This is a genomic window from Pseudomonas sp. UBA6310 (genome assembly GCF_002438225.1).
Lineage (GTDB): Bacteria > Pseudomonadota > Gammaproteobacteria > Pseudomonadales > Pseudomonadaceae > Pseudomonas_O > Pseudomonas_O kuykendallii.
On record NZ_DJTK01000084.1, the window covers coordinates 25,261 to 45,409 of the forward strand.

Here is a 20,149-nt window from a genome sequence, read left to right on the forward strand (position 1 = left end):
TGTCAAACCAGTCGGGAAATCATCTCGCGCGCTTCCTGCTGCTGGGCAGCGTCGCCTTCGGCAAGCACTTCGTCGAGGATGTCGCGGGCGCCTTCGCTGTCGCCCATGTCGATGTAAGCACGCGCCAGGTCCAGCTTGGTCGCGGTTTCGTCGGTACCGGAGAGGAAGTCGAAATCGTCTTCGTCGCTCGGCCCGGCCAGGGTATCGGCTGTCATCGGCGCATCGGCGAACGGGTCATCGAACGGCTCATCGACAACAGGCTCGGGAACGACCGGCGGCTGAGCCTCGTCATTCATCTGATCGAGTTGCGCCGCAACGCGGTCGAGCTGTGCGGCGAAGTCGTCCTTAGCCGGCTCATCGTCGTCCAACGACAGATCGAAATCGGCCAGCGGCGCGTCGACCGAGCTGCGCGGATCGACCACCGGCTCTTGCGGCAACTCGAAGCTCGGCTCGTCGAGGGTGCCCGTCTCGGAAGTTACAACAGGCTCGTCTTCGAGGTTGAAGAGGAAGTCGTCGTCAGCGGACAGCGGCTTTTCATTGGCTTCCTGAGCGTCCAGATCCAGGTTGAAGTCGGCAAGCTCGTCGGTCAGGTCGGGGCTTGAAGCGCCCTCGTCCTTGTCCAGATCCAGATCGAAATCCAGATCCGGCTCAGCCGCTGGCGAGGACGTCGACGCAAATTGCAGGTCATCATCCAGCGACAGATCGCCCAGGTCGTCTGCCGGCTCGGTCTTCGCAGCCGGGGACGGATCGGTATCGAAGTCCAGATCGAGGTCGTCGAGATCGAAGGCATCGTCATCCAGGGCCGCGCTGGGCGCTGGCTCCTGAATCGCCAGATCGTCCAGATTGAACTCGTCACGCTCGTCGTCGCGGGAGGCCGCGGCCGCGGCGCTAGCCAGGGCGGCGGCGGCCAGCGCGCTCATGGCCGGGTAGCGGAGCTTCAGCGAGTCGATATCGGAACTGCTGCCGCCCATTTCGCGCAGTTCGTTTTCCTGGCGAACGAAGCCTTCACGATCACCCAGCTCCGCATACACTTCCATCAGCTTGAGACGCAGGTCGGCACGTTGCGGCTCGTCATTGATGGCGCCCTGGAGCAACTCCGCCGCCTGGTTGAAACGACCGTAGGCGATGTAGATGTCCGCCTCGCCCAGCGGATCGCCGGTCTGCGGCGTAACGCGCTCGCTGACAGGGGACGAAAGCTCGACCTGCGGATCGTCGTCGAGGGCGTCGAAACTGCCGGCGCCCAGCCCCATGTCGCTGTCGAACTTGTTGCCGGCGTCATCGCCACCAATGATCACGTTGTTCTGCTGGACCGTTTCCTTGGCGGAATTGCGCCGCGACAGGATCAGCAGGGCGATCAGCAACAGCAGCAAGGCCCCGCCACCCAGGAGGGCGAGCATGGTCGGGTTGGCCAGCAGCGAGCTGAGGATACCTTCGTCGGGCTCGTCGGCCGCGGGCAGCGGCTGAGCAGGCGCAGGCTCCGGTGTTGGCTCGACCGGCGCGGGAGCCTGTTCGGCCTGAGGCTCCACGGGCGCGGCAGGTTCGGCGGGAGCAGCTTCCGGCGCAGTGGCCGGAGCGCCCACGGCGTTCTCGGTGGCATCCGGCTCCCCGGCGGGTGCAGAAGGCTGGGCGCCAGCAGGCTGGTTTTCGGTGGGTGCTGCGGGCGCTGGTGTCGGCACAGCCGGGGCTGGCGAGGCGGTCGCGGGTGCAGCAGGCGTTGCCGGAGCCTGACCCTGCTCGGCCACGCTGGCCTGGAGTTTGGCCAACTGGCTGTCCTTGAGCTGGATCAGCCGCTGCAGCTTGTCCAATTGGCTCTGCAGGTCGTCGACCCGACTCTTCAGCTCGGCGCTTTCGCGACGCGACGAGTCGAGGCTCTCCTGCGTGACCGCCAGCTTGTCCACCAGCGCCTTGCTGTTGCCGCCGCCGGTGCCACCGGCATCGCTGCCGCTGGTGGCGCTGCCGGCTTCCGGAGCCACGAGGCGGAGGTTGTCGCTACGCTCGCTCTGCGCGGGCGCGGCGCCCGCTTCGGCGCGGCGTGTGGCATCCAGTTGCCGGGCGCCAGGTGCCGCGCGGCGACCCGAGCGCCAGGCGGCGTTCTGCGCAGCGACCTGGGCCAGCGCTTCGCTCTGCGAGCGGCTGTGGATCTGCTCGTCGGTGGGCAGGCGCAGTACCTGCCCGCTCTTCATCCGGTTGATGTTGCCGTCGAGAAAGGCATCCGGGTTGAGGTCCTGGATCGCCAGCATCGCCTGGTGGACGGTGCCGCCGCTGCGGACCTGCTGTGCGACTTCCCAGAGGGTGTCGCGGGAGGTGGTGCGGTATTCGCTGCTGGCAACGCGTGGAGCGGATGCGGCGGGAGCCGAGGGACGTGGCGCGGTCGCGGGCGCTGCGCTCGAGGCCGGAGCGGGAGCCGGGCGTGGCGCGGTGGCTACCGGCGGACGCGTGACCGGCCTGGCGACCGGCAGTTGCGGCGCCACGGCGGCCGCGGTTTCCGGGGAATACAGCGGCGGGTCGAGCAGCAGGGTGTACTCGCGCAGCAGACGACCGCTCGGCCAGAGCACTTCCACCATGAAGTTGAGGTAGGGCTCGCGTACCGGCTTGGAAGAGGTCACACGGATGACGTTCTTGCCGTTGGCATTCAGGGCCGGGGTGAACTTGAGGTCGGTGAGGAAGAACTGGCGGTCGACGCCGGCCTTGGCGAAATCTTCGGGAGAGGCCAGTTTCGGCCGGACTTCGTCGGTTTCGAGTCCCTTGACGTCGAGGAGCTCGATCTCCGCCTGCAACGGTTGGTTCAACGCGGATTTCAGGGTGACTTCGCCCAAGCCCAGCGCATACGTCATCCCTGAGGTGAGCGACGTAGCGGCTGCGATTGCCAGCACCAGTTTGCGAACCCGAACCATAGTGTTTTCCCTTGTTTTCGCCTTCCCCCCGAAAACCCGGGGAGAAACTAGATACTCGCTGCCCGCTCCATCCTGGGATGGTCCCCGTCAGCGATCAGCCAAGCACGTAGCAACAAACCTAGAATAGTTCTTCAAACTCAAAGGTAAGTATCTTTTACGGATAGTGTTTTATCAACAACTCAGCCAGTTGCAGCACATTCAGCGCGGCGCCTTTTCGTACATTATCAGAAGCAATCCACAAATTGAGTTCATGGGGATCGTCCAGCCCGCCACGCACGCGCCCTACGTACACCACGTCCTGACCGACCGCATCCCCGGTGGCCGTCGGATAATCGTCCTCCAGCAACTCTACACCCGGCGCAGTGCCCAGTATTTGACGCACCGCGGCCATGTCCAGCGGCTCTTCGGCGACGATCGATACGCTGAGGCTGTCGCCAAAGAACACCGGCGCCTGGATGAAAGTCGAGGACACCGCCAGGCGCGGCAGGTCGAGGAGCTGCTTGAGCTCGCCCGCCAGACGCTTCTCCAGCGAGCCATGGCCGTGGGCATCGCATGCTTCCACCTGAGCCAGCAGGTTGAAGGCGATCTGCCGATCGAACAGACGCGGCTCCAGCGGGCGCAGGTTGAGCAGTTCCGTGGTCTGCCTGGCCAGCTCGCTGACGCCCTCGCGGCCGCGGCTCGACACCGCCAGGCAGGCGCTGACCGTGACCCGCTGCAATTCGACCAGTTGCCGCAACGGCGCCAGCACCACCGACAGCGCGATAGCTACCGGCGACGGGCTGCTCAGTTGCACGGGCAGGTTCAGCGCCTCGATCGCCAGCCCATTGGCCTCGGGCACCGCGCGCGGCGCGCGTTGCGCATCCAGCGCGCCGGTCACGTCGAGCAGCGAGCACCCCGCCGCTTCCGCCCGCGGCGCGTAGGAGCGGGTCAGCGCCTCGCCTGCGACGAAGAACACCAGGCTGACCTGGGAGAAATCGAAGTCGGCGACATCGCGCACGCGCAGGTTCTTGCCGCGAAACGGCAGCGATTCGCCGGCGCTTTCAGGGTCGCCAAGAAGGAACAGGTTGCCGACCGGGAAGTCGCGCTCGCCGAACAGTTCGACCAGGGTCTTGCCGACCTCGTCGCTGGCGCCGACTACGGCGATGTCGATGGTTTGGCTCATGACGGAAGCGGCCTCTTGCGAATGGAGAGGCACTTTATAGAGGAAAACCGGAGGGGGAAAGCACACGGCCCGCCGCCGTTCGCGGCGGGCGCGCGGGCCGGGAGCGGAGAGATCCGCTCCCGGAGGGCATCGCCATCAGCGTTCGAGGAGAATCCGCAGCATGCGCCGCAACGGCTCCGCCGCACCCCACAGCAACTGGTCGCCCACGGTGAAGGCGCCCAGGTAATGCGAGCCCATGTTCAGCTTGCGCAGGCGACCCACCGGAACGCTGAGGGTGCCGGTGACGGCGGTCGGCGTCAGCTCGCGCATGCTGATCTCGCGCTGGTTCGGCACCAGCTTGACCCACGGGTTGTGCTGGCTGATCAGCCCTTCGATATCGGACAGCGGCACGTCCTTGTTCAGCTTGATGGTCAGCGCCTGGCTGTGGCAACGCATGGCACCGATGCGCACGCAGATGCCGTCCACCGGGATCGGGTTCTTGAACCGCCCGAGAATCTTGTTGGTCTCGGCCTGACCCTTCCACTCTTCACGGCTCTGGCCGTTGGGCAGTTCCTTGTCGATCCACGGGATCAGGCTGCCGGCCAGCGGCACGCCGAAGTTTTCCGTCGGGAAGGCTTCGCTGCGCTGCATCTCGGCGACCTTGCGGTCGATGTCGAGGATGGCGCTGGCCGGGTTGGCCAGCTCGTCGGCCACGGAGGCTTCGATGGCGCCCATCTGTTTGATCAGCTCGCGCATGTTCTGCGCGCCTGCGCCGGAAGCCGCCTGGTAGGTCATGGCGCTCATCCACTCGACCAGGCCGGCCTCGAACAGGCCGCCGAGGCCCATCAGCATCAGGCTGACGGTGCAGTTGCCGCCGATGTAGTTCTTCACACCGCCGTCGAGCTTCTGGTCGATCACCTTGCGGTTGACCGGGTCGAGCACGATCACCGCGTCGTCGTCCATGCGCAGGCTGGAGGCGGCATCGATCCAGTAGCCCTGCCAGCCGGCTTCGCGCAGTTTGGGGAAGACTTCGCTGGTGTAGTCGCCGCCCTGGCAGGTGAGGATCACGTCCAGACCCTTGAGCTCGTCGATGCTGTAGGCGTCCTTCAGCGGAGCGACTTCCTTGCCCACGTCAGGGCCCTGGCCACCGACGTTGGAGGTGGTGAAGAACACCGGTTCGATCAGGTCGAAATCCCGCTCTTCCAGCATCCGCTGCATGAGCACGGAACCGACCATGCCGCGCCATCCGATCAAACCTACACGTTTCATCGCAACCGTACCTTTATTGTCGAAATCGCCCGCCGAATCGCGGCGGGCCGAAGAGATTAACGCCTGGAACCTCAGAGTGCACGCAGTGCCGCGACCACCGCATCGCCCATCTCGGCGGTGCCGACCTTGCGCATTCCAGCGGAATGGATGTCGCCGGTGCGCAGACCCTGGTCGAGCACCTTGCTGACCGCCTGCTCGATGGCGTCGGCCGCCTGGGTCTGGTTGAAGCTGTAGCGCAGCATCATGGATACCGAGAGGATGGTCGCCAGCGGGTTGGCGATGCCCTGCCCGGCGATGTCCGGCGCGGAACCGTGGCACGGCTCGTACATGCCCTTGTTGCTGGCGTCCAGCGAGGCCGACGGCAGCATGCCGATGGAGCCGGTGAGCATCGAGGCTTCGTCGGAGAGGATGTCGCCGAACATGTTGTCGGTGACGATCACGTCGAACTGCTTGGGCGCGCGGACCAGTTGCATGGCGGCGTTGTCGACGTACATGTGCGACAGCTCGACCTGCGGGTAATCCTTGGCCACTTCCTCGACCACTTCGCGCCACAGTTGGCTGGAGGCGAGCACGTTGGCCTTGTCCACCGAGCACAGCTTGTTGCCGCGCACGCGCGCCATGTCGAAGCCGACGCGCGCGATGCGGCGGATTTCGCTCTCGCTGTAGGGCAGCGTGTCGAAGGCCTTGCGCTCGCCGTTCTCCAGGGTCTCGGTGCCACGCGGGGCGCCGAAGTAGATGCCGCCGGTGAGTTCGCGAACGATCAGGATGTCCAGGCCGGAGACCACTTCGGGTTTCAGCGACGAGGCGTCGGCCAGTTGCGGATAGAGGATCGCCGGGCGCAGGTTGGCGAACAGGCCCAGTTGCGAACGGATCTTCAGCAGGCCGCGCTCGGGACGGATGTCGCGCTCGATCTTGTCCCACTTCGGCCCGCCGACCGCGCCCAGCAGCACCGCATCGGCCGCACGGGCGCGCGCCAGGGTCTCGTCGGCCAGCGGCACGCCATGCTTGTCGATGGCGGCGCCGCCGATCACGTCTTCGATCAGTTCGAAGCCCAGGCTGTACTTCTCGTTGGCCAGGTTCAGCACCTTGACCGCCTCGGCCATGATTTCCGGACCGATGCCGTCGCCAGGGAGAACCAGAATCTGCTTGCTCATGCTTTTCTCTCGTTGGGTGCCGCCTGGCACCGGTAAAAAATCAACGTTCGGCCCAGATCAGCAGCACGTCGGTGCTGAAGGAGCCGTCGTCGGCAATCTCGAAATACTCGCGAACCTCGTCGCCCACCGCCTGCTGCATCGCCCGGATCGCCGCGCGGAACACGTCCGGCGTGCGCATCCGTTCGACCCAGGAGCTGTACTCCAGGCGCAGGCGCTGGCGGCTGCACGCGGTCACCACCAGACCGGCCTCGCCGAGCTGGCGGGCCCACTCGGCGGGCGAATAATCGCGCACATGGCTGCTGTCGCGCAGCACTTCCACCGTTTGCAGATGCGTATCGAACAACGGCAGGCCAGGCGCCGCGACATCGACGAAGGCGGCCACGCCGCCCGGCTTGAGTACCCGGCGCACTTCGCGCAGGGCCTGGCCGAGATCGCTCCAGTGATGCGCGGAGTAGCGGCTGAAGACGAAATCGAAGCGGGCATCGGCGAACGGCAGGTGCTCGGCCGCGCCGCATTCGGTGCGGATGTTGCCCAGGCCGCGCTCGCGGGCGGCTTTGGCCACCACGTCGAGCATGTCCTGCGACAGGTCGTAGGCGACCACTTCGGCCACCGCCGGTGCGACATGGAACGCGACGTGGCCGGCGCCACAGCCGAGATCGAGCAGACGCGCATCGGCGCGACCGGCGACCGCGGCCTGGAGGGCGGCGAATTCGCTGCCCTGCGCATGCACGGCGCTGTTCAGGTAGGCGTTGGCCTGTTCGCCGAACTGCGTCTGCACCACCTGGGAATGGGCTTTCTGATTCACGTCGTGACTCCGCGTAGAGGGCAAGGTGCGCATGGCGCACCCTACGGCGCGCCGCTTACTTGATGGCGCCGAACAGCCAGGGCTGGCGCTGCTGGTGACCGGCCTCGAATTGCTTGATGGCATCGGCGTCCTGCAGGGTCAGGCCGATGTCGTCGAGCCCGTTGAGCAGGCAATGCTTGCGGAAGGCGTCGACCTCGAACGAATAGGTCTTGCCGTCCGGGCGGGTCACCGTTTGCGCGGCGAGGTCGACGGTCAGCTGGTAGCCCTCGTTGGCCTCGACCTGCTCGAACAGTTCGTCGACTTCCTCGTCCTTCAGGATGATCGGCAGCAGGCCGTTCTTGAAGCTGTTGTTGAAGAAGATGTCGGCGTAGCTCGGCGCGATCACGCTGCGGAAGCCGTACTCGTCCAGCGCCCAGGGCGCGTGCTCGCGGGAGGAACCGCAGCCGAAGTTCTCACGGGCGAGGAGCACGCTGGCGCCCTGGTAGCGCGGGAAATTCAGCACGAAATCCTTGTTGATCGGGCGTTTGGAATTGTCCTGGTTCGGCTGGCCGACATCGAGGTAGCGCCACTCGTCGAACAGGTTCGGACCGAAGCCGGTGCGCTTGATCGACTTGAGAAACTGCTTGGGGATGATCTGATCGGTATCGACGTTGGCGCGGTCGAGCGGCGCGACGAGACCGGTGTGCTGGGTAAAGGCTTTCATATCTGCTTCCTCAGGCCTGGATCAATTCGCGAACGTCGATGAAACGGCCGGTCACCGCGGCGGCGGCGGCCATCGCCGGGCTGACCAGATGGGTACGCCCACCGGCGCCCTGGCGGCCTTCGAAGTTGCGGTTGGAGGTGGAAGCGCAGTGTTCGCCGCTGCCGAGCTTGTCCGGGTTCATCGCCAGGCACATCGAGCAGCCGGGCTCACGCCATTCGAAACCGGCTTCGACGAAGATCTTGTCCAGCCCCTCCTCCTCGGCCTGCTGTTTGACCAGCCCGGAACCCGGCACCACCATCGCCTGGATCACGTTGGCCGCGACCTTGCGGCCCTTGGCCACTTCGGCGGCGGCGCGCAGGTCTTCGATCCGCGAGTTGGTGCAGGAACCGATGAACACGCGGTCCAGCTTGATATCGGTGATCGCCTGGTTGGCGGCCAGGCCCATGTACTTGAGTGCGCGCTCGATCGAATCGCGCTTGACCGGATCGGCCTCGCGCGCCGGGTCCGGCACGTTCTGGTCGACGGCGAGGACCATCTCCGGCGAAGTGCCCCAGCTGACCTGCGGCTTGATGTCTTCGGCACGCAACTCGACCACGGTGTCGAAATGCGCGTCTTCGTCCGACACCAGGTCGGCCCAGGCCGCCACGGCCTTGTCCCAGTCCTCGCCCTTGGGCGAATACGGACGGCCCTTCACGTAGTCGATGGTCTTCTGGTCCGCGGCGACCATGCCGACGCGGGCACCGGCCTCGATGGACATGTTGCAGATGGTCATGCGGCCTTCCATCGACAGATCGCGAATCGCGCTGCCGGCGAATTCCAGCGCATGGCCGTTGCCGCCGGCGGTGCCGATCTTGCCGATCACCGCGAGGACGATGTCCTTGGCGGTCACGCCGAAGGGCAACTTGCCTTCGACGCGCACCTGCATGTTCTTCATCTTCTTGGCGATCAGGCACTGGGTGGCGAGCACGTGCTCGACTTCCGAGGTGCCGATGCCGTGTGCCAGCGCGCCGAACGCGCCATGGGTCGAGGTGTGCGAATCGCCGCAGACCACGGTCATGCCCGGCAGGGTCGCGCCCTGCTCCGGGCCGATCACGTGGACGATGCCCTGGCGCACGTCGTTCATCTTGAATTCGAGGATGCCGAAGTCGTCGCAGTTCTCGTCCAGGGTCATCACCTGGATGCGCGAGACCTCGTCGGAGATCGCCGCAAGGCCACCCTGCCGCTCGGTGCGGGTAGTCGGCACGTTGTGGTCGGGCGTGGCGATGTTGGCGTCGATGCGCCAGGGTTTGCGACCGGCCAGGCGCAGGCCCTCGAACGCCTGCGGCGAGGTCACCTCATGAAGGATGTGGCGGTCGATGTAGATCAGCGACGACCCATCGTCGCGCCGCTTCACTTCATGGGCTTCCCAGAGCTTGTCGTAGAGCGTCTTGCCGGCCATTTCGGTTGTTCCTCATCAGGATCTTTTCTATGCCGGGGTGGCGCTGCATGAAAACCCACCTGGCTTGTAGGGGCGAATGCTAAAGGGGGCGCCTGGATAACTCCAATTCATCTTTTTCATCAGGCGCATTCCCGCCGGGAATGACTTGAGCTATAACGCCAGCGAAAGCCGCCCAAAGCGCGCGCTCAAGGGATCTGCCGTGGACCTCGCCAACCTCAACGCCTTCATCGCCGTCGCCGAAACCGGCAGTTTCTCGATAGCCGGTGAACGCCTGCACCTGACCCAACCGGCGGTGAGCAAACGCATCGCCGCCCTCGAGCAGCAGCTCAAGGTGCGCCTGTTCGACCGACTGGGCCGCGAAGTCAGCCTCACCGAAGCCGGTCGCGCCCTGCTGCCGCGCGCCTATCGCATTCTCAACGTGCTCGACGATACGCGCCGCGCGCTGACCAACCTGAGCGGCGACGTCAGCGGTCGGCTGACCCTCGCCACCAGCCATCACATCGGCCTGCATCGCCTGCCGCCGCTGCTGCGCGCCTTCACCCGCTCCCATCCGCAGGTGGCGCTGGACATCCAGTTCCTCGATTCGGAAGTGGCCTATGAGGAAATCCTCCATGGCCGCGCCGAGCTGGCGGTGATCACCCTGGCGCCGGCCACGGCGGCGCCGGTGAAAGCGGTGCCGGTATGGAGCGACCCGCTGGATTTCGTCGCCGCGCCCGAGCACCCGCTGGCCTTGAAGCAGCGGATCAGCCTGGAAGACGTCGCCCAGCACCCGGCGGTGTTTCCCGGCGGCAACACCTTCACTCATCACATCGTGCAGCGGCTGTTCGAGGGCCAGGGGCTCACGCCGAACATCGCCATGAGCACCAACTACCTGGAGACGATCAAGATGATGGTGTCCATCGGACTGGCCTGGAGCGTGCTGCCGCGGACCATGCTCGACGAGCAGGTGGCGCGCCTGCCGCTGGACGGTATCCAGCTCAATCGCCAGCTGGGCTATATCCTGCACACCGAGCGAACGCTGTCGAATGCGGCAAAAGCCTTCATGGCCCTGCTCGACCGCAGCGCCGATGGTTGCGCTGGCGTCGGGACGGACGCTAACGTAGCCACATAATGGCATTCTGCCGCTGCACGACCCTGTCGCGTGGCCGCCAGCCCAAGAAGAATCGCGATGGCCGACAAGCGCCGCTTCCCCAATCCCCGCATCGTTCCGCAAGACTCGCCTGGCTTCGACGATATCTGGCACGACGCACCCCTGCTGCTGGCGGCGCTGGACGGTGCCCACCTCGGCGTGTGGTACTGGTCCGTCGACAGCGGCGAACTCCATGCCTCGCCGGGCGCGCTCAGGCTGTTTGGCCTCGATGGCAGCGGCCGGGCGAGCGCCGTCGATTACCTGAGCCAGGTGCCGGAGGAGGAACAGGGCGAGGTCCTGGCGATCTTCCAGGCACTCGCCGACGGCAGCGCGCAGACCTATCGCCACCGGATGCACCGCGCCGACGGCGGCCTGTACTGGCTGGAACTCGGTGGCAGCCTGCGCCAGCGCGCAGACGGCAGCCGCCTTCTGCTCGGCGTATGCCGCGGCATCGACGAGCAACGGGCGCGCGAGGAAGCGCTGATCAGTTCAGAGCACCGCTTCTCCAGCCTGTTCGAGATGAGCCCGGACGCGATCTTCCTGGTGAAGTACCCCGACGGGCTGCTGATCGAAACCAACCACCAGTTCAAGACCCTGTTCGGCTGGAGCCGCGCACAGACGCAGAACCGCACCACCCAGGACATCGGACTGTGGGTCAACCTGGCGCAACGCGACTTCATCATCCGCAGCGTCTCGCTGACCTCGGGCCCGGTGATCCAGGAGGTCCAGCTGCGCACCCAGGACGGCCGCGTGCTCGACGGCACGTTGTCCTGCAAGCACCTGGAAATCCACGACGAGCCCTTCCTGCTCTGTACCTTCCTCGACACCAGCGAGCGCAAGCGCGCCGAATTTGCGCTGCGCGCCAGCGAGAACAAGTTCGCCAACGCCTTCCTCAGCAGCCCCGATGCGGTGGTGATCACCGAACTGCTCAGCGGGCGCTTCCTCGAGATCAATCCGGGCTTCGAGCGCCAGTTCGGCTGGAGCAAGGCCGAAGCCCTCGGCCGCACCTCGATGGACCTGGGCATCTGGAGCGACCTCAGTGAACGCCAGCGCATGCTCGAAGCCCTGAAGCAAGGCCATTTCCGCGACCTCGAGGCACACCTCTACCATCGCGATGGCCGGCGCAGCATCAACCTGCTGTACGGCGGGGAGGTGGAACTCGAGGGCCAGCGCTGCCTGGTGCTGACGGTGCGCGACATTACCCGCCAGCGCGAACAGGAGCAGGCGCTGAAAGTCAGCCAGGAACGCCTGCAACTGGCGCTGGAATCCGCCTCCCTGGGCACCTGGAACTGGCACATTCCCAGCGACGCGCTGTACGGCTCCGCGCGCTCGTCGGCGCTTCACGGGCTCGCCGAGCAGCCCTACCAGGGCAACTTCCAGGACTTCTTCGGCAGCGTCTATCTGGACGACCGGATCAAGATCCGCAAGACCTATCGGGCGCTGCTCGCCAGCCGCCGCACCGAGTACCAGAACGTCTACCGCACGCGCCTTGCCGACGGGCGCCTGCGCTACCTGGAAAACACCGCCAAGCTCTACCGCGACGAGCGTGGCAAGCCGCTGCGCATGGCCGGCATCCTGGTCGACATCACCGACCGGGTGGAGCGCGAACAACGCCTGGCGGCCTCGGAGGAGAAATTCGCCACCCTGTTCGAGGCGAGCCCCGATCCGATCTGCGTGACCTGCGTGGACCCGGGCACCTTCATCGAAATCAACCCCAGCTTCACCGCCACCTTCGGCTGGAAGCCCGAGGACGCGGCCGGCAAGAGCGCCGAGCAGCTGAATTTCTGGGCCGACCCGGAACAGCGCCAGCGGCTCTACGAGCGCATTCAAACCGAACGCGAGCTGACCAACATCGAAGCGCATTTCCGCACGCGCGCCGGCCAGGAGCTGACCTGCGTGATCTCCAGCCGCTTCATCCATGTGGACGGCGCGCTGTGCATCACCACCACCTTCCGCGACATCACCAAACGCAAGCGTGCCGAAGCCGCGCTGCAGGCCAGCGAGGAGAAGTTCGCCAAGGCGTTCCACTCCAGCCCGGACGCCATCACCATCAGCGAGCGCGACAGCGGCCGCTACATCGAGGTCAACGAGGGCTTCACCCGGCTCACCGGCTACCGCGCCGATGAGGTCATCGGCAAGAGCGTGTTCGAACTCGACATCTGGGCCGACCCCGCCGAGCGCGAGGCGATGATCGAGACGCTGAAGCGCGATGGCCGGGTCAAGCACCAGGAGCTGCGCGGCCTGCACCACAACGGCGAGATCCTCACCTTCGAGGTGTCGGTGGAACCCATCGAGCTGAACGGCATGCACTGCCTGCTGCTCACGGCGCGCGACATCAGCCAGTTGAAGGCCGCGCAGGCCCAGGTGCAGCACCTGGCCTATCACGACTCGCTGACCAACCTGCCGAACCGCGCGCTGCTGATGGACCGTCTCAAGCAGCAGATCGCCCTGCTCCGCCGCCACGGCATGCGCGGCGCGCTGATGTTCGTCGACCTCGATCACTTCAAGCACATCAACGACTCCCTCGGCCACCCGGTCGGCGACGCCGTGCTGAAGATGATCACCGCACGCCTGGAAGCCAGCACGCGCCAGGAAGACACCGTCGCTCGCCTGGGCGGCGACGAGTTCGTCGTGCTGCTCTCCGGGCTGGAGGGCGAACGCGGTGAAGTCACCCGCCGGGTCCGGCAGATCGCCGACAAATTGCGCCGGCTGCTCGCCGAACCCATGTTGCTCGACGGCCAGCGCCTGCAGGTCACGCCGAGCATCGGCATCGCGCTGATTCCCGATCACGGCAGCACACCTGCGGACCTGCTCAAGCGCGCCGACATTGCCCTGTACAAGGCCAAGGAGCAGGGGCGCAACGCCATCCAGCTGTTCCGCAGCAGCATGCAGGAAGCCGCCAGCGAACGTCTGCGCCTGGAAAACGACCTGCGCCTGGCACAGGCACGCAACGAATTCGACCTGCACTTCCAGCCGCAGATGGACGCCCGCAGCGGCCGCATCGTCGGTGCCGAGGCGCTGTTGCGCTGGGAGCATCCGACGCTGGGGCCACGCCCACCGGGGCAGTTCATCCAGATCCTGGAGGAAAGCGGGCTGATCTACGAAGTCGGCGGCTGGGTGCTGCAGCGCGCCTGCGAGGTCTGCGCCGAGTTGCTGCGCGACGGGCTGATCGATGCGCAGCACTTCAGCCTGTGCATCAACATCAGCCCGCGCCAGTTCGGCCACAGTGACTTCGTCGCCCGTGTCGAACGCTGCCTGGAACAGAGCCAACTGCCGGAAACCCTGCTGAAGCTGGAGATCACCGAAAGCATCGTGATCCAGAACCTCGAGGAGACCATCGGCAAGATGCTGCGTCTCAAGCGCCTGGGCCTGACCTTCGCGATGGACGATTTCGGCACCGGCTACTCGTCGCTGACCTACCTCAAGCAGCTACCGGTGGACATGCTGAAGATCGACCAGTCGTTCGTCCGCGACGCGGTGAACAACCCAAGCGATGCGGAAATCGTCCGCGCCATCATCGCCATGGCGCGCGCACTGGGCCTGGAGATCCTCGCCGAGGGCGTCGAGCAGAAGGACCAGCTCGCGCTTCTCCAGCGCCAGGGCTGCCACCTCTATCAGGGCTACCTGTTCAGCAAGCCGCTGCCGCTGGAGCGGTTCCGCGAGTTGCTGAAAAGTGCGGCACCAGCCGACTGATCCCGAACGGAAAACCGCGGGCAAGAAAAAGGGGCGCCGCGGCGCCCCTTTTCGTCTTTGACGATGACTCAGCTGTTCAGCGCCGGACGCTCGCTGGCGATCGGAATGCGCTTGGCCTTCGCTTCTTCCGGTACGACGCGCAGCAGCTCGATGCTGAGCAGCCCGTTGGCCAGTCCGGCCGATTTCACTTCGATGTGGTCGGCGAGGCGGAACGACAGCTTGAAGCCACGCTGGGCGATGCCCTGGTGCAGGAAGGTGACGTTTTCCTCGCTGCGCTCGCGCTTGCCGCCGCTGACGGTCAGTACGCCGCGCTCGACCTGCAACTCGAGATCGGACTCCTGGAAACCGGCCGCAGCGATGACGATGCGGTACTGGTCGTCGGCGTGCTTCTCGACGTTGTAGGGTGGGTACGAGCTGCCGGCGTCATTGCGCAGGGCCGACTCGAAGAGATCGTTGAAACGATCGAAACCGATGGATTGGCGGAACAGTGGAGCCATGGAAAGAGCAGTACTCATGTCGAATCTCCTGAATAATCAGCAAGTGGTAAGTGGCGGAAACCCGTCTTCGGCATCCCCGCGAGAACCAAGATGAGGACGCCCGAAACGATTTCAAGTCCGCCGAAAAATACCGTTCGTCAGGAAATCTTCAGGTCGAAAACAGGCGCAGTACCCGGCGCGCGGCCGGAACTGGGTGGCCGCTGAGCTGAGGGAACTCAGGCGATTCGAATCGCCGGCAGGGCCATCGGGTCCACACCGAGCAGCCGGTCGATCAGGCCGCAGTCGCTCTCCCGGCGGATCGCGCCGAACAGCGCCACCGCCTCGGGATAGCTGCGCATCAGCATGGCCAGCCACTGCTTGAGGCGCCCCGGCGCATAGCGCGGCGACAGCTTGCGCCGCGCCTGCAGCCAGAACGCGCGCAACAGCGGCAACAGCTCGCTCCAGGTCATCGGTTCGACCGCCCGCCCGGCCTCCGCCGCGGCGATCTGCCGGGCGAGGTCCGGGCAGGAAACCAGGCCGCGACCGAGCATGATGTCGCGCGCCCCGCTGATCTCGCGGCAGCGCCGCCAGTCCTCCAGCGTCCAGATATCGCCATTGGCGTACACCGGGACCGGTACCACCTCCTGCACGCGCGCCACCCATTCCCAGTGCGCCGGCGGCTTGTAGCCCTGCACCTTGGTTCGCGCATGGACCACGATCTGCGCGGCGCCAGCGTCGGCCAGCGCCCGCGCGCAATCCAGCGCAACATCGGGGCTGTCGAAACCCAGGCGCATCTTTGCCGTGACCGGAATCGCCGCCGGCACGCCGCGGCGAACCTCGGTGACGATCGCGTGAAGCAGCTCGGGCTCCCTGAGCAACACCGCACCGCCGCGCGACTTGTTCACGGTCTTCGCCGGGCAGCCGAAGTTGAGGTCGATCACCGGCGCGCCCAGGCCACAGGCGAAGGCCGCGTTGTCGGCCAGGCAGGCGGGATCGGAGCCGAGCAGTTGCACCCGCATCGGCGTGCCGGACGGCGTGCGCGAACCGTCGCGCAGTTCCGGCGCCAGCTTGTGGAAGTGCGAGGCGGGCAGCAGCCGGTCGCTGACGCGGATGAACTCGGTGACACACCAGTCGATGCCGCCGACGCCGGTCAGCACATCGCGGAGAATTTCATCGACCAGCCCTTCCATGGGCGCCAGGGCGATCTGCATAACGGCGGTCTCGCGGAAAAAGTCGCGTAGTTTACGTGCCCCGCCCGGGCGGGCACAGGGGCCGGGAGCTATCGCCGGCGCCGGCTGTCTGTGTAGACAGGACATGGAGAATCGACGATGAATCTGCAACGAAGCCTGCTTGCCGCGCTGCTCACGGTTTCCTGCGGACTGGCCACGGCCAGCCCGCCACCGGCGATGGGGAACGGAGCGATGGCGCCGCCAGCGGAAAACCCGGCGCCCGATTCACCGGCACGGCTGATCGTCAGTCGCGACGAGGAAGGGCTGAATGCCTGCACGGTGGACCTGTACGTTCAGAACCAGATGGCGGCGCAGATACCGCCGGGCGAACAGGTGGTGCTGGAAGTGGCGGCCGGCGATATCGCCCTGAGCGTCGCGCAGGCCGGCTCGGCGCTGTGCAAGCCGGACCAGGCCCAGGTCAGCGTCCAGTCGGTGCTTCTGCAGCCGGGCGAGACCCGCGGCTACAAGGTGATGCAGAACGCGTCCGGATTCTTCCTCTCGCCGCAGATCGAGTGAATCAGCCTCTGGCGGCGGCCGGAAGCAGCGCGCGCCCGTAACCCTCGACGAACTCTGCAGGCATTCGCTTGGGGCGGCCGGTGGACAGTTCGATGCAGACGAAGGTGGTCTGCGCGCGCAGCAGCACGCTGGCATCGCTGCCCCGTATCAACTGGAAGTGCCGGTTCATGCGCAGGCGCTGATCGGATTCGACGATCCAGGTCGCCATGCGCAGCTCGTCGCCCTCGTAGGCGGCGGCCAGGTAATCGATCTCGTGGCGCACCACGGCCATCGCCCGGTCGAGCCGACGGTATTCGGCCAGGTCAAGCCCGAGGCTCTGCGAATGGCGCCAGGCGCAGCGCTCCAGCCAGCTGACGTAAACCGCATTGTTGGCGTGGCCGAGGCCGTCGATGTCTTCGGTGGCGACCTGGATGTCGGTCAGGAAAGGCTCGGGGAAATCCCAGTTCACGGTTCGACTCTCGGTTGGCAAAGACTGCGAGTCTAGCGGTTGCGATGCGTCGAACGAAAATCCGGCGACAGAAAAAACAAAAGGGCCACCCAATGAGGGGTGACCCTTAACATCCCGTAAGACACGGGTAAAAAAATGGCGTCCCCTAGGGGACTCGAACCCCTGTTACCGCCGTGAAAGGGCGGTGTCCTAGGCCACTAGACGAAGGGGACGAAACCTTCGAAAAACAAGGCCAGCACCTGGCTGGCCTTGTCCGTGAATTGGTGGAGCTAGACGGGATCGAACCGTCGACCTCTTGCATGCCATGCAAGCGCTCTCCCAGCTGAGCTATAGCCCCGGATTTATCGTCTCTCGACTCGCGGCGCCGAAACGTCGCTGCTGGAATAATGGCGTCCCCTAGGGGACTCGAACCCCTGTTACCGCCGTGAAAGGGCGGTGTCCTAGGCCACTAGACGAAGGGGACGCAAACCCTTCTACAACATCAGCCAGCTCGTGAACTGACCGTGGCAAATTGGTGGAGCTAGACGGGATCGAACCGTCGACCTCTTGCATGCCATGCAAGCGCTCTCCCAGCTGAGCTATAGCCCCGTCTCGAGGACGGGGCGCATAGTAGGTGGGGACCTTGGGGCTGTCAACAGTATTTTTGCCGGCTTTGAAAATTTTCCGCCACAAGAACAATTACTTAAAAGCGAAGGTGGCAGAAAGGCGACTGCGACATCCACGCCCGTCAGGCGATCGCCGCGAGCAGCTTCTCCCACTCCTTGGTCTCTTTCTTCGATACCCCGCCCAGCAGCTCCAGCGCCTGGCGCAGGCGGAAGCGGGTCAGGTCCGGGCCGAGGATCTCCATGGCATCGAGCACCGACACCGAACTGGCCTGGCCGGTGATCGCCGGGAACATCAGCGGCATCAGATCGCGCAGCTTGAGCTGCAGCGACTCGGCCACCGCCTGGATGCAGCCGGTGATGCGCTCCTTCTCCCACTGGCGCAGCGCTTCGAGCTTCCACAGCACCAGTTGCATGACCTGGCGCACCTGGTCGGCGGACAGCTTCTTGTGCTCGAACAGGCTCGCGTCCAGGTTCAGCCCGCCGGAGAAGAAGAACCCGGCCAGCGGCGCGATCTGGCTCAGGGTTTCCACCCGGCCCTGAACATGCGGAGCGATCTTCATCAGGTAGTCGGGATTCAGCGCCCACTTCTGCACTTCAGCGGCGAAACGCTCCACCGGCAGTTCGCGCAGCCACTGGCCGTTGAGCCAGGAGAGCTTCTCCAGATCGAAGATCGGCCCACCGAGCGATACGCGGTTGACGTCGAAATGCTCGATCATCTCCGCGAGGGAGAATTTCTCGCGCTCGTCGGGCATCGACCAGCCCATGCGCCCGAGGTAGTTGAGCATCGCCTCGGGAAGGAAGCCCATGCGCTCGTAGAAGGTGACCGAGGTCGGGTTCTTGCGCTTGGACAGCTTGCTCTTGTCCGGATTGCGCAGCAGCGGCATGTAACACAGCGCCGGCTGCTCCCAGCCGAAGTATTCGTACAGCTTGATCAGCTTGGGCGCCGACGGCAGCCACTCTTCGCCACGCAGCACGTGGGTGATGTTCATCAGGTGGTCGTCGACAACGTTGGCGAGGAAGTACGTCGGCAGGCCATCGGTCTTCATCAGCACCTGCATGTCCATGCGGTCCCATGGAATCTCGACGTTGCCGCGCAGCATGTCCGGCACCACGCAGATGCCTTCGCTGGGCACCTTCATGCGGATCACGTGGGGTTCGCCGGCGGCCAGGCGACGCTGCACTTCCTCCTCGGAGAGCAGCAGGCCGCGACCGTCGTAGCGCGGCGTCTCACCGCGCGCGATCTGCTCGGCGCGCATCTGGTCGAGTTCTTCCGGGGTGCAGAAGCAGTAGAAGGCATGGCCCTTCTCGACCAGCTCCAGCGCGTACTTGCGGTAGATCTCGCCGCGCTCGCTCTGCCGGTAGGGGCCGTGCGGGCCGCCGACGTCCGGACCCTCGTCCCACTCGATGCCGAGCCAGCGCAGGGCGTCGTAGATCTGCTGTTCGGATTCGCGGGTCGAGCGGACCTGGTCGGTGTCCTCGATGCGCAGGATGAACTGGCCGCCGTGCTGGCGCGCGAAACACAGGTTGAACAGGGCGATGTAAGCGGTGCCGACGTGCGGATCGCCAGTGGGCGACGGCGCGATGCGGGTACGGACGGTGGTCATGGCGTCTCTCGAAACGGGGGGCGGAACGGAGGTCGATCAAAGCCGCGATGTTAACAGGCGGGCGGCGGATGGCTCCAGCAAGCGACCGTTCTCGACCGGCAGGTGGGTCATCAGGAAATCGAGGAAGGCCTTGACCTTCATCGCCTGGAAGCGCCGCGACGGATACAGCGCGTAAAGCTCGCCCATCGGCAGGCGTGCATCCGGCAGCAGCTCGATGAGTTGCCCGGAGCGGACCTCCTCCTCGCACATCATCATCGGCAGCGCCGCGATGCCGGCACCGGCCAGGGCCGCCTCGCGACCGAAGCTGATGTTGTTCGAGGAAAGCACCCGATGGCAGGGAATGTTCTGCCCGAGTATCGGCCAGTAGCGCGGGGAGTCGTGCGGCATCAGGATCGCCCGGTGGGCAGCGAGGTCCGCCTCGTTCCGTGGCGTACCGTTGAGTTCGAGATAGAGCGGGCTGGCGCACAGGCGCCGGGGGTTCTCGCAGAGCATCCGCGCGACCAGGCTGGAATCCTGCGGCTGGCCGATGTGGATGACGATGTCGACGCCCTCCTCCACCGGATCGACCTGGCGCGAGGTGAGCTCGACCTCGGCGATGATCTGCGGGTTGTCGCGCATGAACGCGCCGAGCAGGCGCCCGAGGAACAGCTGGCCGAACTCGATCGGCGCGGTGATCCTCAGCAGGCCGGACGGGTCTTTCTGCAACTGGGTGACCGCCTGCTCGGCCTCGGCGAAGTCCAGCATGATCTGCCGGCAGCGCTCGTAGTAGGCCTGCCCGACTTCGGTCAGCCTCAGCTTGCGGGTGGTGCGGTTGAGCAGGCGAACGCCGAGGCGTTCCTCGAGCAGCGCGATGCGCCGGCTGACGGTGGATTTCTGCATGCCCAGGCTCTGAGCGGCCTGGGTGAAGCTGTGGTATTCGACGACCCGGGTAAAAATCAGCGCATCATCAAGACCCATTATTGTTCCCTATACGCAACAAATTTCGGAAGTGTAGCGGCTATATGCCATTCGGGAACACTGGTAGATTCTTCTGCCCAAATTCCAA

At 65.4% G+C, this 20,149-nt stretch carries 15 protein-coding genes and 4 tRNA genes; 3 read left to right on the plus strand and 16 right to left on the minus strand.

The features are described 5' to 3' along the window. Positions 1-2: 2 nt before the first annotated feature. The 7 genes from B3E91_RS21305 to leuC form a co-directional block, all read right to left on the minus strand. Complete coding sequence (locus B3E91_RS21305; protein ID WP_287031278.1) at positions 3-2,894, minus strand: FimV/HubP family polar landmark protein; 2,892 nt, start codon at positions 2,892-2,894, stop codon at positions 3-5. A 154-nt stretch (positions 2,895-3,048) separates the two neighbouring features. Further along, positions 3,049-4,056, minus strand: a complete 1,008-nt coding sequence (locus B3E91_RS21310; protein WP_287031279.1) for an aspartate-semialdehyde dehydrogenase — start codon at positions 4,054-4,056, stop codon at positions 3,049-3,051. Between the two features lie 135 nt (positions 4,057-4,191). Next, positions 4,192-5,304, minus strand: a complete 1,113-nt coding sequence (gene asd / locus B3E91_RS21315; protein WP_090230336.1) for an aspartate-semialdehyde dehydrogenase — start codon at positions 5,302-5,304, stop codon at positions 4,192-4,194. A 71-nt stretch (positions 5,305-5,375) separates the two neighbouring features. Next, complete coding sequence (gene leuB, locus B3E91_RS21320) at positions 5,376-6,458, minus strand: 3-isopropylmalate dehydrogenase (RefSeq protein ID WP_287031280.1); 1,083 nt, start codon at positions 6,456-6,458, stop codon at positions 5,376-5,378. A 40-nt stretch (positions 6,459-6,498) separates the two neighbouring features. Next, positions 6,499-7,263 carry a class I SAM-dependent methyltransferase gene (locus tag B3E91_RS21325; RefSeq protein WP_287031281.1) on the minus strand — a complete coding sequence of 255 codons (765 nt, stop codon included), beginning with the start codon at positions 7,261-7,263 and terminating at the stop codon, positions 6,499-6,501. Between the two features lie 55 nt (positions 7,264-7,318). Further along, complete coding sequence (leuD, locus tag B3E91_RS21330; protein WP_287031282.1) at positions 7,319-7,966, minus strand: 3-isopropylmalate dehydratase small subunit; 648 nt, start codon at positions 7,964-7,966, stop codon at positions 7,319-7,321. Between the two features lie 10 nt (positions 7,967-7,976). Further along, positions 7,977-9,404 carry a 3-isopropylmalate dehydratase large subunit gene (gene leuC / locus B3E91_RS21335; protein ID WP_287031283.1) on the minus strand — a complete coding sequence of 476 codons (1,428 nt, stop codon included), beginning with the start codon at positions 9,402-9,404 and terminating at the stop codon, positions 7,977-7,979. Positions 9,405-9,603: 199 nt separating this feature from the next. On the opposite strand from leuC, the gene B3E91_RS21340 reads away from it, so the two are divergent. After that, a complete protein-coding gene (locus B3E91_RS21340; protein ID WP_287031297.1) occupies positions 9,604-10,515 on the plus strand; it encodes a LysR family transcriptional regulator in 912 nt (303 codons plus the stop codon). Between the two features lie 51 nt (positions 10,516-10,566). After that, positions 10,567-14,226, plus strand: a complete 3,660-nt coding sequence (locus B3E91_RS21345; RefSeq protein ID WP_414708319.1) for a PAS domain S-box protein — start codon at positions 10,567-10,569, stop codon at positions 14,224-14,226. A gap of 68 nt (positions 14,227-14,294) precedes the next feature. Here B3E91_RS21345 and B3E91_RS21350 read toward each other — a convergent pair whose 3' ends face one another. Next, positions 14,295-14,741, minus strand: coding sequence for an Hsp20 family protein (locus B3E91_RS21350; RefSeq protein ID WP_273234513.1), 447 nt, complete (start codon positions 14,739-14,741; stop codon positions 14,295-14,297). 197 nt (positions 14,742-14,938) lie between these two features. Then, on the minus strand, positions 14,939-15,913 hold the full coding sequence (locus B3E91_RS21355; protein WP_287031285.1) for a tRNA dihydrouridine synthase: 975 nt from the start codon (positions 15,911-15,913) through the stop codon (positions 14,939-14,941). A 117-nt stretch (positions 15,914-16,030) separates the two neighbouring features. Between B3E91_RS21355 and B3E91_RS21360 the strand changes: the two genes are divergently transcribed. Next, positions 16,031-16,447: a hypothetical protein gene (locus B3E91_RS21360; RefSeq protein ID WP_287031286.1), complete on the plus strand. Its 417-nt coding sequence runs from the start codon at positions 16,031-16,033 to the stop codon at positions 16,445-16,447. Between the two features lies 1 nt (position 16,448). Here the strand turns inward: B3E91_RS21360 and B3E91_RS21365 are convergent, their stop codons facing one another. The 7 genes from B3E91_RS21365 to B3E91_RS21395 form a co-directional block, all read right to left on the minus strand. Then, positions 16,449-16,895, minus strand: a complete 447-nt coding sequence (locus B3E91_RS21365; protein WP_287031287.1) for an acyl-CoA thioesterase — start codon at positions 16,893-16,895, stop codon at positions 16,449-16,451. 136 nt (positions 16,896-17,031) lie between these two features. Then, a tRNA-Glu gene (locus B3E91_RS21370) sits at positions 17,032-17,107 on the minus strand. 49 nt (positions 17,108-17,156) lie between these two features. Continuing rightward, positions 17,157-17,232 (minus strand) — tRNA-Ala (locus B3E91_RS21375). A gap of 50 nt (positions 17,233-17,282) precedes the next feature. Next, positions 17,283-17,358, minus strand: a tRNA-Glu gene (locus tag B3E91_RS21380). A 49-nt stretch (positions 17,359-17,407) separates the two neighbouring features. Beyond that, positions 17,408-17,483 (minus strand) — tRNA-Ala (locus B3E91_RS21385). Between the two features lie 139 nt (positions 17,484-17,622). Next, the gene (gene gltX / locus B3E91_RS21390) at positions 17,623-19,104 is read right to left on the minus strand and encodes a glutamate--tRNA ligase (protein WP_286785569.1); all 1,482 of its coding nucleotides are present in this window, start codon (positions 19,102-19,104) and stop codon (positions 17,623-17,625) included. A 36-nt stretch (positions 19,105-19,140) separates the two neighbouring features. Next, the gene (locus B3E91_RS21395; protein WP_273234504.1) at positions 19,141-20,061 is read right to left on the minus strand and encodes a LysR family transcriptional regulator; all 921 of its coding nucleotides are present in this window, start codon (positions 20,059-20,061) and stop codon (positions 19,141-19,143) included. Positions 20,062-20,149 lie beyond the last annotated feature (88 nt).